The 13,935-nt window shown below is 60.4% G+C and carries 12 protein-coding genes and 1 tRNA gene; 7 read left to right on the top strand and 6 right to left on the bottom strand.

Translation table 11 applies throughout. The features are described from left to right. Nucleotides 1-29 precede the first annotated feature (29 nt). Genes nuoL through IT444_07780 form a run of 3 tightly spaced genes read right to left on the bottom strand, consistent with a single transcriptional unit; the run spans nucleotide 30 to nucleotide 3,515 of the window. Nucleotides 30-2,069, bottom strand: a complete 2,040-nt coding sequence (gene nuoL, locus IT444_07770; protein ID MCC7192663.1) for an NADH-quinone oxidoreductase subunit L — start codon at nucleotides 2,067-2,069, stop codon at nucleotides 30-32. Nucleotides 2,070-2,127: 58 nt separating this feature from the next. Next, a complete protein-coding gene (gene nuoK, locus IT444_07775; protein MCC7192664.1) occupies nucleotides 2,128-2,448 on the bottom strand; it encodes an NADH-quinone oxidoreductase subunit NuoK in 321 nt (106 codons plus the stop codon). Between the two features lie 14 nt (nucleotides 2,449-2,462). Beyond that, nucleotides 2,463-3,515, bottom strand: coding sequence for an NADH-quinone oxidoreductase subunit J (locus tag IT444_07780; GenBank protein ID MCC7192665.1), 1,053 nt, complete (start codon nucleotides 3,513-3,515; stop codon nucleotides 2,463-2,465). Nucleotides 3,516-3,685: 170 nt separating this feature from the next. On the opposite strand from IT444_07780, the gene IT444_07785 reads away from it, so the two are divergent. Both IT444_07785 and IT444_07790 read left to right on the top strand, forming a co-directional pair. After that, complete coding sequence (locus IT444_07785; GenBank protein MCC7192666.1) at nucleotides 3,686-4,396, top strand: hypothetical protein; 711 nt, start codon at nucleotides 3,686-3,688, stop codon at nucleotides 4,394-4,396. Between the two features lie 63 nt (nucleotides 4,397-4,459). After that, nucleotides 4,460-5,749 carry an RluA family pseudouridine synthase gene (locus IT444_07790; protein MCC7192667.1) on the top strand — a complete coding sequence of 430 codons (1,290 nt, stop codon included), beginning with the start codon at nucleotides 4,460-4,462 and terminating at the stop codon, nucleotides 5,747-5,749. A gap of 55 nt (nucleotides 5,750-5,804) precedes the next feature. Here IT444_07790 and IT444_07795 read toward each other — a convergent pair whose 3' ends face one another. Further along, nucleotides 5,805-6,362, bottom strand: coding sequence for a cob(I)yrinic acid a,c-diamide adenosyltransferase (locus IT444_07795; GenBank protein ID MCC7192668.1), 558 nt, complete (start codon nucleotides 6,360-6,362; stop codon nucleotides 5,805-5,807). Nucleotides 6,363-6,432: 70 nt separating this feature from the next. On the opposite strand from IT444_07795, the gene IT444_07800 reads away from it, so the two are divergent. From IT444_07800 to IT444_07820, 5 genes are all read left to right on the top strand, one after another. Continuing rightward, a tRNA-Ile gene (locus IT444_07800) sits at nucleotides 6,433-6,505 on the top strand. Nucleotides 6,506-6,640: 135 nt separating this feature from the next. After that, the gene (locus IT444_07805; GenBank protein ID MCC7192669.1) at nucleotides 6,641-8,026 is read left to right on the top strand and encodes a hypothetical protein; all 1,386 of its coding nucleotides are present in this window, start codon (nucleotides 6,641-6,643) and stop codon (nucleotides 8,024-8,026) included. Further along, the gene (locus IT444_07810) at nucleotides 8,023-9,054 is read left to right on the top strand and encodes a hypothetical protein (protein MCC7192670.1); all 1,032 of its coding nucleotides are present in this window, start codon (nucleotides 8,023-8,025) and stop codon (nucleotides 9,052-9,054) included. Before IT444_07805 ends, IT444_07810 begins: the two co-directional genes overlap by 4 nt. A gap of 18 nt (nucleotides 9,055-9,072) precedes the next feature. Then, complete coding sequence (locus IT444_07815) at nucleotides 9,073-10,053, top strand: hypothetical protein (protein MCC7192671.1); 981 nt, start codon at nucleotides 9,073-9,075, stop codon at nucleotides 10,051-10,053. 64 nt (nucleotides 10,054-10,117) lie between these two features. After that, nucleotides 10,118-11,725, top strand: a complete 1,608-nt coding sequence (locus IT444_07820) for an NAD(P)/FAD-dependent oxidoreductase (protein ID MCC7192672.1) — start codon at nucleotides 10,118-10,120, stop codon at nucleotides 11,723-11,725. A 71-nt stretch (nucleotides 11,726-11,796) separates the two neighbouring features. Here the strand turns inward: IT444_07820 and IT444_07825 are convergent, their stop codons facing one another. Both IT444_07825 and IT444_07830 read right to left on the bottom strand, forming a co-directional pair. Then, the gene (locus IT444_07825; GenBank protein MCC7192673.1) at nucleotides 11,797-12,795 is read right to left on the bottom strand and encodes a Gfo/Idh/MocA family oxidoreductase; all 999 of its coding nucleotides are present in this window, start codon (nucleotides 12,793-12,795) and stop codon (nucleotides 11,797-11,799) included. A gap of 61 nt (nucleotides 12,796-12,856) precedes the next feature. Further along, nucleotides 12,857-13,741, bottom strand: coding sequence for a sugar phosphate isomerase/epimerase (locus IT444_07830; GenBank protein ID MCC7192674.1), 885 nt, complete (start codon nucleotides 13,739-13,741; stop codon nucleotides 12,857-12,859). Nucleotides 13,742-13,935 lie beyond the last annotated feature (194 nt).

The following is a 13,935-nucleotide window of genomic DNA, read 5'->3' on the forward strand; positions in this document are numbered from 1 at the left end:
GCGTAGAGCCGGTTATCCGGCGTGTTAAATCACCAGACCAGCATCAAAATCACCAGTACCGCCGCAGCAATCCCGAATGCCATACCCAGCCCGTAGCCCTGGAGCACGCCGCGCTGCGCGGGCTGTGCGCCCTGACCGAGCAGCCGAGGTACCAGGCCGACGAGGCTGACGATCCCGTCAATAATCAATGAGTCGAAGATAAAGAGCAGATCACCCAGCAGATGCAGCGGCTTGCGGATCAGCGATTCGTTAAGCTCGTCGATCCAGTACTTGTTTTCCAGCAGGCGGACGATGCTGCGGTTGGCGGCGGCGACACGATCCGCGGCGCCACGGTTGATGCGATGGAAGTATGCCGCCAGCAGGATGCCGGCAACCGCGATGACGCTGCTGATGACCATCATCATCGTGTGCAGATCGCGTCCAAAGAGTAAGGGGCCGTGGTGCTCGCCGCCCGTCTCCGCATGGCTGGCGACTGCGGCCGTCGAGTGATTCACCATGTGCTCGATCCAGCCGGAGTGTTCCGCCCAGTAACCTGCCGCGATCGCACCCAGGGCGAGGATGAGCAGCGGGGCGTTCATCAGCCACGGCATCTCGTGCGGCTCGTGATGATGTTCGACGGTGATCTCCTGAGGGTGAGCGTCGGTCGTCGCGCCGTGGGCGTGGGTCGGTGCGTGGGCGTCATGGCCGTCCGCTCCGTGATGTTCATGGCCCATCTCAAACGACTCAGGCCCTGTGAACACGCGGAACCAGAGGCGGAAGGTGTAAAACGCGGTGAGGAACGCGGTGACGAGTCCGACGATTCCCAGCATGAGGTAGAGCGTCTGGCCGTGCTCGCCGAGTCCTTTGGCCATGGCCGCTGCGAGGATCATGTCCTTGCTGTAAAAGCCCGCCATGAAGGGGAAGCCCGCCAGTGCCAGACAGCCGACAAACATCAGCCAGCACGTCACCGGCATCTTTTTGCGCAGACCGGACATCTTCCGCAGGTCGAGCTGACCGGCCAGTGCGTGCATCACCGAGCCGGCCGTGAGGAAGAGCAATGCCTTGAAAAATGCGTGGGTGAAAAGGTGAAACACGCCGCCGACCGTCGAGAGCACACCGACGCCCAGGAACATGTAACCCAACTGCGAGATCGTCGAGTAAGCGTAGATGCGTTTGATGTCGTACTGACAAAGCGCGATGGTCGCGGCAAAGATGGCGGTGGCAGCCCCGATGCACGCCACCACAGGCAGTGCGTATTCCGAGAGCACAAAGAGCGGCAGCAGGCGGGCGATCATATAGACGCCGGCCGTGACCATGGTCGCCGCGTGGATCAGTGCCGAGACGGGCGTCGGGCCTTCCATGGCGTCGGGCAGCCAGACATACAGCGGCAGTTGCGCCGACTTGCCGAAGGCACCGAGCATCAGGAGGAAAGGGATGGCCGTGACCATCCAATCACTGTTGGGGCTTACATGACGGGCCTGCTCCATGATCTGGGTGTATTGCACGGAGCCGAAGCGTTGAAAGGTGAGGAAAATACCAATGGCGAAGCCGACGTCACCGATGCGGTTGACGATGAACGCTTTCTTGGCGGCAGCAAAGGCCGTGGGTTTGTCGTAGTAGTAGCCGATCAGCAGATAGGAGCAGAACCCGACGCCTTCCCAGCCCAGGTACAGCAGCGCGAGGTTGTCCGCCATGACCAGCGTGGTCATCGAAAAGATGAACAGGCTGACACCTGCGAAAAATCGCGCATAGCCGCGGTCGCCCGACATGTACCCCGAAGCGTAGATGGCGACGAGCGTACCGATGCCGCAGACCACGAAAAGCATCACGAAGGTGAGCGAGTCGAAGTAGTAGGAAAAGTTGGCCTTAAAGCCGCCAACCTCGATCCATTCAAAAAACGGCACGATCTGATGATCGCTTTCACCCAAGCTGCCGCGTGTGAGAAACGCCAATAGAAAACCCGCTGCGATCGCCAGGATGGTGATCGGGGCCGCGAGTTTGCGCAGTGATTTGCTCGTGCAGCAAACGCCGCAGAGCACCGCGGAGATCGCAGGCAGCCAAGGAATGTATTTCGCGACGGAAAGATCCATTTAGTTTGCCCAGATTGCGGACGGACGACCTTACCCGGTCGGCGATCCTCTCAACGGCTCATCCCTTCATCTCAGACCACGCATCGGCGTCCAGCGTTCTTCGCCGCCGGAACAGCAGCACGACCAGACCCAGCGCCAGCGCAGCCTCGGCGGCGGCGATCGTCAGCACAAAAATAACGAACGTCTGCCCCGTGTCGTTGCCGTGATATTTGCTGAACGCAACCAGTGACACCGCGACGCCCTGAAACATCATTTCCGTACAGAGAAACATCACGATCAGGTTCCGCCGGGTGAGAAATCCCACCAGCCCCAGCACAAAGAGAACCGCCCCGGTGAGGAGAAAGTGAGCGAGAGTCAGGTTGTCGAGTACGCCTTGCATCTTGATCTCGTCGATTATCCGGCTCGTCCGCCGCTGGAGGTCTGGATCGAGTCCAAAGTCTCGTGATCCTGCGGCCCCGGCTCGCGGCCGGCAGCTTCATTGGGGCCTGCAACCGCGGGGGAGCGTCCAGCCGTCGCTGGGGTTTCGACACGCTTGCGTGCGATCACCACTGCGCCGACCAGCGACACCAGCAGGATCACGCCCGCCAGTTCGAGGCTCAGCGGATGGCTGCGGAACAGGTCCAGACCCACACGTTCGACATTGGATAACTGGTCAGCGTCTCCCCGTTCCTCGATGAGGCGGCGGACGCTCTCCGCGTTTTTCGTGCCCGCGGTGCGGCGTTCCAGTTCCGCATTCGCCCGGCGAGGCAGCATGTGCGCGATCATCTCCGCATCGCTGGGCGAGCCGGATCGTGTCGCGGGGGCGGTGCTGAACATCACCGAAAGCAGCACGGCCAGCAGGAGAAATCCCGCCGCGATCGCCGCCACCGGCTCACGGGCGACCGAGTCGTACTCCATCGGTTCAGCCGATTCCGTGTCGCCTTCCTCCGACTGTGCCGCGAGCATGATGACAAAAACGTAAGTCACCAGGATCGCCCCGCCGTAGATAATCACCATGGCAAAGGCCATGAACTCAGCACTGAGGATGATAAAAAGACCCGCCGTGGCGCAGACGAGCATGATGAACCAGAGAGCGGAGAAAACCGGCTTGGGGTGGGTGATGACGCGCACTGCCGAGGCGATCGCCAGAGCCGAGAAGATGTAGTAGTACGCCATCCCGGCGTGGGAGATACCCAGTTGATCGGGCAGGAATCGCGCCAGGAATAGCCAAAGCCCGCCCAGGGCGGCGGCACCCAGGATCGCGCCCATCCACCGCGGGTTGTACCCACGGCGAGGCATCATTAACACCAGCGCCAGAGCCCCGACCACCGACGCGATATAGATCCCATACTGCATAGCCGATCGTCTGGGCGAGCGGCCCCGACGCCATCCTGATAGTCGTGATTTTGACGAAAGAGCGTCCTTCTCCTCGCCGTCCGCGACTAAGGCGGGACAGCATAAGAGCATGGAAAGTTCCTTGCAACATCATCACCGCTTCGTGGAAAGATAACGCACTCCCCGGACGTGATGGCGGACGTTTGAATCGCTGCTGCGCGCAGTGTGATCGTTTGCCGCTGGCGCAGTGAGCCACTAAACTCGACATCAACGCTTACTTCATTCAAGGCATCTGAGGCAGCATGGATCACAAGCATCGCGAAGATCTCGATCAGAACGACCTCCTTGAGTTCAGCTTCCGCACCAGGGAGTGGTTCACCAAGTACGGCTCGATGTTGTTGTGGGTGCTGCTGGCCGTTGCTGCGATCGCATTGGCGGTGCGGTGGTACTCGATCAGCAAGACTCGGACGCGCCTCGACGCATGGAATGAAGTCGCCAGCGCAGCCGACCCCGACAGTTTCCGCGCCATCGCCCGTGAGTATGAAATTGCTGAGGTTAAAGCTCTGGCGTATCTGCGCGGTGCGGATGTCGAGCTTGCCCGGGTGTCGATTCCCCAGCCGCCTCAGTCGCCTGACACCACGCAGCCGGCGACCCGACCTGCCGGCAACATCGAAGAAGCGAAACAGATGTACCTGGAAGTGACAAAGCTCCAGGGCATTTCGCCGGTGTATAAGCTCAACGCGATGCTTGGACTAGCCGCCGTCGCCGAGGCTGAGCGTGACTGGGCCGCCGCCGAGCAGTGGTACACTTCCGTTGAAAATCAGGCGGGCGAATACACCTCGATCAAGTCTCAGGCTGAAGCGCGGGCGTCGCGGCTGGAAAGCCTCAAGACAACTCCGGCTTTCGCAGCGGATGTCTCTCCGCCGACGACACAAGCCGCGACTGAACCGACGACGCAATCGACTTCATCTGCGCAGACGCAGCCTCACTCGGCAAACGATCAATCGAAATAGCCCAAGCCCAGGCCGGTCGAGGTCATCGGTTCAGGGCTTTGACAGATTTCCGCGTCGTTCAACATGCCCGCTGAACCCGACGATTTCGAGAGCGAAGAAACAGACATTGATGCGGAAGAAGCCGGCGGCGACGTGTCGTCCGACGGCCCGGATCATCGGCAGTTCACCATTCGTAACGACATCCGCAGCCGGCTCGATCGCTATCTCCAGAATCGCCTCAAAGGCATCAGCCGTAACAAGGTGCAGGCACTCATCGACCTGGGGGGCGTCACCGTCAACGGCAAAGCTCCCAAAGCCAGCACGGTCATCCGCAGCGGTGATGTGATCGACGTGATCCTCCCGCCGGTCGCATCACGCCGCATCGAGCCGGAACCGATCCAGCTTGACGTTCTTTATGAGGATGAGCACTTCATCGTGCTCAACAAGCAGGCAAACCTCATCGTTCATCCCGCACGCAGCAATCTCTCTGGAACCTTGATCAACGGGCTGGCCTACCGCTTCAAGCAGCAGGTCGAGGAACGCGGCGGCAGGTACGAGTCACGCACGACACGCGGATTTCAGCCGGCGAAATCCCCCAGGGCTGAGTTCGAGCCTAGCGGTGATGTCGAGGGACTCAGCAGCGTCGGGGCACAGGAGTTCCGCCCCGGCATCATTCACCGACTCGATAAAAACACAACCGGCGTCATCGTCGTTGCCAAGTCCGATCAGGCACACTGGCAGATCGCCAGGCAATTCGAGGACCGTTCGACGCTCAAGTCGTATCTGGCGATCGTTCACGGCAACTTTGATGAAGTCGGCGGCGCGATCGAGCAACCCCTGGGCAAACATCCGACGATCCGGGAAGCCTGCGCGGTGCGACATGACAGCGCGGGCAAGCACGCACTGACGCTCTTCCGTGTACGTGAGCAGTATCAGGGCTATTCACTGGTCGAATTGGAACTCAAGACCGGCCGGACACATCAGATCCGCGTGCATCTGTCCTATGTCGGCCATCCGATTATCGGAGACGTGCTCTACGGCGGCGAGCCGATCTTTCACGCAAGCCTCGACGAGCCGCCGACGCCCATGGCTGCCCGCCGACGGTTCACCACCTTTGCGCGGGAAAAGACAGAGGGGCAACGCATCGAAAGTGACGCAGCCGGTCGGGCGGACCTGTTGATCGCTCATCCAGCCCTGCACGCGGCACTGCTGGAGTTCACTCATCCGATCACGCAACAGCGGGTGCGATTCACCGCGCCTTTGCATGAACCTATGGCCACGATCGTCCGTCAACTGCGTAAGCGGCCGGCGCCAGGACCGGTTGTAAGCGAAGGATTCTGGCTGGACCTGAATGCGATCGCGCCGGAGCGTTAACCGGCGGACGGATCCGTCGGCGAAATTGCCGTGTGAGATTGATGAACTTACCGGTTCAGGTTTTTTGCCACGGCACATCGGGCAGGCCGTCGAGCTGGTTCGCTCGCCGTGCGAGAGCAAAAAGCAGATCGCCGACGCGGTTGAGATAGATCGTAATCCACGGGCCGAGGTCTTCCTGTTTAGACAGGGTGACACATTCTCGCTCTGCACGACGGCAGACCGCGCGCGAGACGTGCAATCTCGCTGCGACCTCGGAGCCGCCGGGAAGAATGAACTGTCGCATCTCCGGCAGCCTTGAGCAGGCTGCATCGATCATCCGCTCCGCCTGTGTGACGTGTGTTTCGTCGATGCGGGAAATCGCGGAAGGTTTGTTCTTGTCGCCGTCTTGTCGCGGTGTTGCAAGGTCAGCCCCCAGATCGAACAGCCGATTTTGGAGCGTGCCCAGAGCCTGGCTGATCTCCGCGTGCTTGCAGACCGCCGCTGCGAGTCCCAGTGTGGAATTAAGCTCATCGACCGTCCCGTACACAGCGACACGAAGTGAATCTTTGCCTACGCTTTGGCCGCCGAACAGCTCGGTTCGCCCGTCGTCGCCTTTCTTGGTGTAAAGTTTCATCTGCGCGATGATACCCGTGGCTGCGGGAATCGCCGTGCGGTCTCGGAATATTTTTTTCGGGAGTTATTTTGGGAGCATAGCTCAGTGGTTAGAGCAGGGAACTCATAATTCCTCGGTCCGTGGTTCGAATCCACGTGCTCCCATTTCTTAAAACGCTCATGTCATGTCCATCGTTCTGTTAGACCAAAGGGTGCGGACCTGCCGGGCAAAGCTGGCCGATAGTCGTTAGTCTTTTAGCCCCGCATGCGAATCGACTTCGTATGCGGCTGGATGGTCGCATGAGTAATTTCCGGGTTCTCTCCACGCCTCCTGTCCCACGCCTGCGTGATGCTCTGCGCGCTTCAGGCTTGTTTGGGCAAGGGGCGATCACGATCGCCCGTGCGCCGGGCCGGCTCGATGTGATGGGCGGCATCGCTGACTACTCCGGCTCGCGGGTCTGCGAGATGCCGCTCGATCTGGCTGCCGCGGCTGCGGTGCAGATCAGGACGGACGACAAATTACTCGTCCGCACGGTCCAGATCGGCAGCACGCTGGAATTATCCGCGCAAACCTTGCGGGATTCAGACGCGAAAACTTTTCGCTCCCGCATTGCTGACGACCAGAGTTGGGCCCGCTATGTGGCGGGCTGCATGTGGTGGCTGGTGGCGCACCGCGGGGCGGAACCTTCCGGCGTGTCCATCCTGGTCGATAGCGATGTTCCGCTCGGCGGTGGCGTCTCGTCGAGTGCGGCGGTCGAGGTTGCGACCATGACAGCCCTCAGTGCCGCCTTGGCCATCAAGCTCAGTCCGATGGAGCTCGCTGCGGCTTGTCAGTACGTGGAAAATCACGTCGTCGGTGCTCCCTGCGGCGTCATGGATCAAGTCACTTCTGCCCTGGGCGAAGAGAGCAAACTGGTCGAGCTGCTCTGCCAGCCGGACGCCGCCGGCCTGCCCGCACAAATGATCGGCTCCGTTACGGTTCCTCGCGGGTATGCGTTCGTCGGCATCCACAGCGGCGTGCGGCACGAGGTCAGCGGTGATCCCTACACGGATACGCGCGTTGCTGCATTCATAGGACAAAAAATTCTCGCTACCCGATTTGCTTCGCGCATCAGTGACGTGCATCTGGCCAACATCCCTCGCGATATCTACACCAGAGATTTCCGTGACCAACTGCCGGCAACGATGCTCGGCCGGGATTTCATTGGGCAATACGGCCGGACCAATGACGCTGTGACCACGGTCAAGCCTGAGACTGCCTACGCGGTACAGGCTGCGACGGATCATCACGTTTACGAGATGGAACGTATGACGCGGTTTGTCGAGCTATTGAAGGGGCGAATTGACGATGCCGCTATGCGCGAAGCGGGCGAACTCATGTACGCCAGTCACACCAGCTATGGCGACTGCGCGAAGCTCGGTCACGCGATGACGGATCGGATCGTGGCGATGGTGCGACAGCTTGGTCCGCAGCGCGGGTTTTTTGGAGCCAAGATCACCGGCGGAGGCTGCGGCGGCACAGTGGCGATCCTGAGCCGTGATGAGCCGACAGTGCGCGACGAAGTGATGTCGCTGCGCGAGCGTTATGAAAAAGAGACCGGACGGCGGACGATGTTGTTTTCCGGCAGCAGCCCCGGCGCGGCTGCGATGGGCACGGTTACGATCCCCTTCGAGGATCTGCGATGAGTACCAGTAACGCCAATCTCTGGACCGTGCGGCTGGCCGCGGTGGGCATCGCGGTGCGCGATCGCATCGTGGAGGCGCGACAGGCGGGAGACGATCTGGCGACGGCTGTCGCGCAAGAGGGCGGCGACACGATTTTCTCCATTGATCGTCACGTCGAGCCGGTGATCGAAGCAGCGATCAACGCGTGGCCGGACGACTGCAAGCCGCTGACGCTGATCGCCGAGGGAATGGGACAGGACGGCCGGCGACGGTTTGAGCCGCGTAACTCTGCTTCATCGTCGGCGGGGTATCGCCTCATCATCGACCCCATCGACGGCACGCGGAACATCATGTACGACAAACGCAGCGCGTGGTTTCTCGCTGCGGTCGCACCTGATCGCGGTGAGGCGACACGTCTGAGCGATGCGTTCGCCTCGGCGATGGTTGAGTTGCCCGTTTCAAAGCAGACGTTGGCGGATTGTTACGTCGCCAGCGGCGAAGGGCTGCTGGCGGGGACACGTTACGCGCTCGACCGCAGCACCAAACCTGCGGAGATCGAAATCCAGCCTTCCCGCGCCGTCACGCTCCGCCACGGATTTGCTCAGGTCGCCAATTTTTTCCCCGGCACCAAAGTCCTGGCGTCCGAGCTGATGGAGACCATCGCCGCTGCGGTCCTGGGCCGAGTCGAGCCGGGTGACGCCAGCGTGTTCGATGATCAATACATGACCACCGGCGGGCAGATGATCGAGTTGATGCTCGGTCATGATCGGTTCTGCTGCGATCTTCGTCCGCTGTTTTATCGCATCCTGGAAACGCAGGGTGTTTCGGTAGCTCGCGGCTTGGAATGTCACCCGTACGATTGCGCGGGGATGCTTGTCGCGCAGCAGGCGGGGGTGATACTCACGGACGGGTTCGGTGCGTCGCTCGATGCGCCAATGGATGTGCAGACCGGCGTCCACTGGTGCGGTTACGCCAACGAAAACCTGCGCCAACAGATCGAGCCGGTCATTCAGAATTGGTTAGCCCGGAAAGGCGTGCGCCGCGCATAGCGGTCACGAGATGTCCTTATGAGCAAAGTCAAAAAGGCTGTCATCACGGCCGCTGGCCGCGGCACCCGTCAATACCCTGCCTCCAGTGCGATGCAGAAAGAGATGTTCCCGCTTGTCGATACCGACGGCCTTGCCAAGCCGGTGATTCAGATCATCGGCGAGGAGGCGATCAACGCGGGCGTCGAGGAAATCTGCATCGTCACGCAACCGGGTGAGGAGGCGCAGTACCTCCAGTATTTCAAGGGCATGAGCAAGGAAACGCTCCAGGCCTTCAAAGGCAAAGATTGGGCGATCGAGGCGAGCAAAAAGCTGGAAGACTTCGGTCAGCGGCTCAGCTTCGTGGCACAGGACAAACCCGAAGGCTACGGTCACGCGGTCTATCAGGCCCGGAAGTTCGTGGGTAATGATCCCTTCCTGCTCATGCTGGGTGATCACATTTACATTAGTGCTGCCGAGCAGGGGGGGAACTGCGCGACGCAACTCATCCGCAAGTATGAATCGGCCGGCATGGAGGCGATGAGTGCTGTGCAGGCGACCCCCTCGAATCTACTGGGGCAGTTCGGCGCGATCAAAGGTTCGATCACCGATCCGGCCAAGGGTATCTATCGGGTGGAAGCGATTTACGAAAAGCCGACCGCCGAGTACGCCGCGCAGCATCTGCGTTCGTCCGATCTGCCGCCGGGGATGTATCTCTGCCACTTCGGGATGCACGTTTTTCCGCCTGCGATATTTGAGTCGATCGAATATCACATCAAAAACAACATCCGTGAGAAAAATGAAATCCAGCTCACCAACGCGCAGGAATACATGCGGTCGCGGATGCTCAAGGGCAGCTACGCAGCCTGCACCGTCGATGGGCAGCGATTCGACACGGGCATCCCGTACGGTCTGATGGAATCACAGCTCGCGCTGGCACTGGCGGGCAAGCACCGGGCGGAGATCGTCGAAGCGATGGCACGCCTTCTCGCGGAACAACTGCGCAGCGTGGCTAAGCGGTAGATCGCTCATCCTGCGCTGCACGCGATGGAGCTGTCGCGAGGGTTTATCCTTCCTGGAATGTCGTGTGCTCCGGTTGACCGAGATCAAACTGCCGATCAATCACGCCGAAGGCGAGCTTGCCGCGGCAATCGCCCGTCGTCTGCGCGTATCGGCAGATCAAATCGTCCGTTACTCGATCTGGCGACGCGGCATTGATGCCAGGCGGCGTGAGGCCATCTCTTTCATCTACACGCTTGATGTCGAGCTGCGCGACGAAGCGGGCGCCCTCTCTCGCCTCCGGGATAAGCGTCACATCACGCCTGCGCCGGACACGTCATACCGCTTCGTCACCCACGCTCCGCCGGGTCTGACGGCACGGCCGGTCATCATCGGTGCGGGGCCTTGCGGATTGTTTGCCGGATTACTCCTGGCACAGATGGGATTCCGTCCGATCATTCTCGAACGCGGCAAAGTCGTGCGTGAGCGAAGCAAAGACACCTTCGACTTCTGGCGCAACGGACGGTTGAACCCTGAATCCAATGTGCAGTTCGGCGAAGGCGGCGCAGGCACCTTTTCCGATGGCAAACTGCACAGTCAGATCAAGGATCCCCGCAATCTGGGGCGCAAGGTGCTTCAGGAGTTTGTTCAGGCCGGCGCGCTGCCGGAAATCCTCTACCTGAGCAAGCCGCACATCGGCACCTTTCGACTGGTGGGCATCGTGGAATCGCTCCGCGCGACGATCGAATCGCTTGGCGGAGAATTCCGCTTTCAAGCTCGTGTGACGGACTTTCAGATCGATCGGGGGCAGGTGCGCGGCATCACGCTCCACGACGGCACGCATATCGCTACGGAGCATGTTGTGCTGGCCATCGGTCACAGCGCACGCGATACCTTTCAGATCCTGCTCGACCGTGGTGTGCATCTTGAACCTAAGCCGTTTTCCATCGGATTTCGGATCGAGCATCCACAGTCGTTGATCGATCGCTGCCGCCTGGGGTCCAGCGCGGGGAACGAGTTGCTCGGCGCAGCCGACTATCACCTGGTGCATCACTGCCGCAATGCGCGATCGGTTTACAGTTTCTGCATGTGTCCGGGCGGCACCGTGGTGGCTGCTGCGTCGGAGGAAGGTCGCGTCGTCACCAACGGCATGAGTCAATACTCGCGCAACGAGCGCAACGCCAACGCCGGCATCGTCGTCGGGGTCACCCCGGAGGATTACCCGGACAGCGGCAACAATCCTTTGGCGGGCGTGGAATTTCAGCGTGTCTGGGAGCGTCGCGCGTTTGAACTGGGCGGCGGCGATTACTCGGCACCGGCCCAGTTGGTCGGCGACTTTCTGGCCGGACGCCCATCCGTCGCGCTTGGCTCGGTTAAGCCGTCGTATGAGCCGGGCATTCGTCTTTGCGACCTGAGCACCGCGTTGCCGGATTACGCCATCGCCGCGATCCGTGAGGCGATCGGTGCATTCGACCGACAGATACGCGGTTACGCCATGGCCGATGCCTTGCTCACCGGCGTGGAGACGCGCACATCGTCACCGATTCGCATCACGCGAAACGACGACTTCATGAGCGTTAATACGCGAGGTCTCTATCCCGCTGGTGAGGGCGCAGGTTACGCCGGCGGCATTCTGTCGGCAGCGGTGGACGGCATCAAAATCGCCGAAGCAGTGGCCCTCAATATGGTCAAGTAAATTGTGCGCTCGTTCGACCCGCGCACGAGATGACCGCTTTGACGTACTGATGGCGGGAGTCGGAGTTTGACTCACCCGCGCCTGGGCTTGACCGGCTTACCAGTGCGGGCGCTCTCGTAGATCGCATCCATCAGGTCGCACTTGATGATGCCGTTACGAGCGCTGGTCGTCGGTTGTGCCCGCCCCAGTACCGCAGCGATGAAGTTGTCGTCGGGCGTCTGCTCCGGACTGGTGATCTGCGGGTACTTCACCAGTTGTCCGCCTTTCCATACCTTGATCCAACTGCCGCCGCATCCGTCCACGTCGATCTTGCCCTTGTCGAAGATGAAGGTCATGAAGCCGTCGTTGGCGGGGCAGTTGCCGCTGATGACGATGCCGGCCATGACGCCGTTGTCGAAACGGATGTTGATCGAGGAGTTGATGTCCACGGGCGTGCCGTGGTTATCCATGAAGGCGAAGACTTCCGCGATGTCAGCTTCCACGGACCAGAGGAGGCTATTTAAGAGATGCGCGCCGGAGTCATAAGCCTGCCCGCCGCCAGAGAGTTGGGGATTCTGCCGCCAGAGGCCGGTTGTGATGCGCATCCAGTCCTGAGAGAGATAACCCATGACCAGTTCGAGCTTGCCCAGGCTCTTGTTGCGGATGGTTTCACGGACGAAAGTAAATTCGGGTGAGCAGGGCGTGTTGTAGCCGACGACGACAATCCGTCCTTTCTCCGTCGCCTTGGCGGCAAGCCGACGTGCGTCGTCTGCCACGGTGACCATCGGCTTTTCCATAAAGACATGCAGACCTGCTTCCAGCGCCTGCATGCCGTGCTGGAAGTGAAGCGTGTGCGGCGTGGCGATGAATACGGCGTCAGGAGCCGTCGCCGCATACATCTTCGCCGGGTCCGTAAAACGTGCGGGTGCCGGCGAGTAATCAGCGAGGTGGGTCGCCTCGAATTTCTTCACCAGTTCGTCAGTGACATCGCATAGGCCGACGATTCGCACGTCGGGATTGCTGCGCAACCGCTTCGCATGGACACCCATGAAGCCGCCGGTACCCAGGAGACAGACTTTGACGAGAGACATACGTGTAATCCTTATTGATGCGGCTGCGGCAGTGAGAACCCCGGCATAAGGAGCATGATTGTCAGACGCTTGTCAAAAAGTCCCGTGATGCTGTGAATCCGCGTTTTTCACCCGACTCGGTTCCGGTGAAGTGTTCATCTTCAAGCTCAACGCTGACCAGGCCGTTGAAGTGTGCGTCTTTTAGTTGCTGAAAGATTTTAGTCCACCGCGCCTGGCCGTGTCCCGGCAGCGTGTAGCGCCAGTGGTAGCCGCCGTAGCCGTGCGGCTTGCCGAAGGTTGCCGGCTGGAGGTTGCCGTGTTCATAGAGGTCGTCGTCGAGAATCTCGGTGTCCTTGGCGTGAACGTGAACCACCTTGCCGGCGAACTCGGCGAGAAATCGCACAGGGTCGCAGCCCATACGGATCAAGTGGGAAGGGTCAAAGTTGATCCCCATGATGGGGCTGTTCACTTCCTTCAGCAGTGCGCGATAGTCCGCAGGTGTGCAGGCGAGCGAGGAGTAATAAGGTCCGGCACCCGGCCAGCCCTCGATGGACAGCCGCGCGTCACTGCCTTTGAGCAGCGAGGAAAGCTGGTTGAGACCATCGACGAGATTGCGGAAATTTTCACTTCGCGGCGCATCGTGCTTTTCAGGAACAAAGACGATGAAGAAATTTCGACAACCCAGTGCCGCGACAGCTTTCATGTATTCGGCATTCTCCTGCACTGCCGCCTTGCGCTTGCCGGCATCGGAGGAAGTCAGCGCGGGCCACGACTTCGCATCGACCGTGCCAAGTTTCAAGCCGGAATCGATGACCTGCTTTAGCTCCCGTGTATCAAGCGCGCCGACATCGATCCCTTCAAACTGGTTGTCCTTTGCGAATTGAATGACATTGCCCAGGTCTTTCTGCCAGTCAGTCCATCCGCGGCGAAAGGCGAGGGGAAACGATCCGGTACGAGTCTGTGCCATGTGAGGTACTCCTTGGAGCGTGGAATGAAAAGGTTGCATGATAGCGATGCTAGGAAGCGGCGCGAGGCCAACAATTGACGTGTTGCGCGGGACCGTTGCGGTGAGCCTGTTCGTGCCGGTGAGGGATCAATGTTTCTTGGTATGACGGCGGTCGTCTTTTCATGGCGCGGGCGAATCCGTATGATGCCCGTTCT

The organism is Phycisphaeraceae bacterium, from assembly GCA_020851465.1.
In the GTDB taxonomy this organism is placed as follows: domain Bacteria; phylum Planctomycetota; class Phycisphaerae; order Phycisphaerales; family Phycisphaeraceae; genus JADZCR01.

Bases quoted from the DNA above. Each gene is read 5' to 3' on its own strand.
- IT444_07810 (MCC7192670.1), top strand. From the start codon at position 8,023: ATGAGTACCAGTAACGCCAATCTCTGGACCGTGCGGCTGGCCGCGGTG.
- IT444_07825 (MCC7192673.1), bottom strand. From the start codon at position 12,795: ATGTCTCTCGTCAAAGTCTGTCTCCTGGGTACCGGCGGCTTCATGGGT.
- IT444_07815 (MCC7192671.1), top strand. From the start codon at position 9,073: ATGAGCAAAGTCAAAAAGGCTGTCATCACGGCCGCTGGCCGCGGCACC.
- nuoL (MCC7192663.1), bottom strand. From the start codon at position 2,069: ATGGATCTTTCCGTCGCGAAATACATTCCTTGGCTGCCTGCGATCTCC.
- IT444_07790 (MCC7192667.1), top strand. From the start codon at position 4,460: ATGCCCGCTGAACCCGACGATTTCGAGAGCGAAGAAACAGACATTGAT.
- IT444_07780 (MCC7192665.1), bottom strand. From the start codon at position 3,515: ATGCTCTTATGCTGTCCCGCCTTAGTCGCGGACGGCGAGGAGAAGGAC.
- nuoK (MCC7192664.1), bottom strand. From the start codon at position 2,448: ATGCAAGGCGTACTCGACAACCTGACTCTCGCTCACTTTCTCCTCACC.
- IT444_07795 (MCC7192668.1), bottom strand. From the start codon at position 6,362: ATGAAACTTTACACCAAGAAAGGCGACGACGGGCGAACCGAGCTGTTC.
- IT444_07830 (MCC7192674.1), bottom strand. From the start codon at position 13,741: ATGGCACAGACTCGTACCGGATCGTTTCCCCTCGCCTTTCGCCGCGGA.
- IT444_07785 (MCC7192666.1), top strand. From the start codon at position 3,686: ATGGATCACAAGCATCGCGAAGATCTCGATCAGAACGACCTCCTTGAG.
- IT444_07805 (MCC7192669.1), top strand. From the start codon at position 6,641: ATGAGTAATTTCCGGGTTCTCTCCACGCCTCCTGTCCCACGCCTGCGT.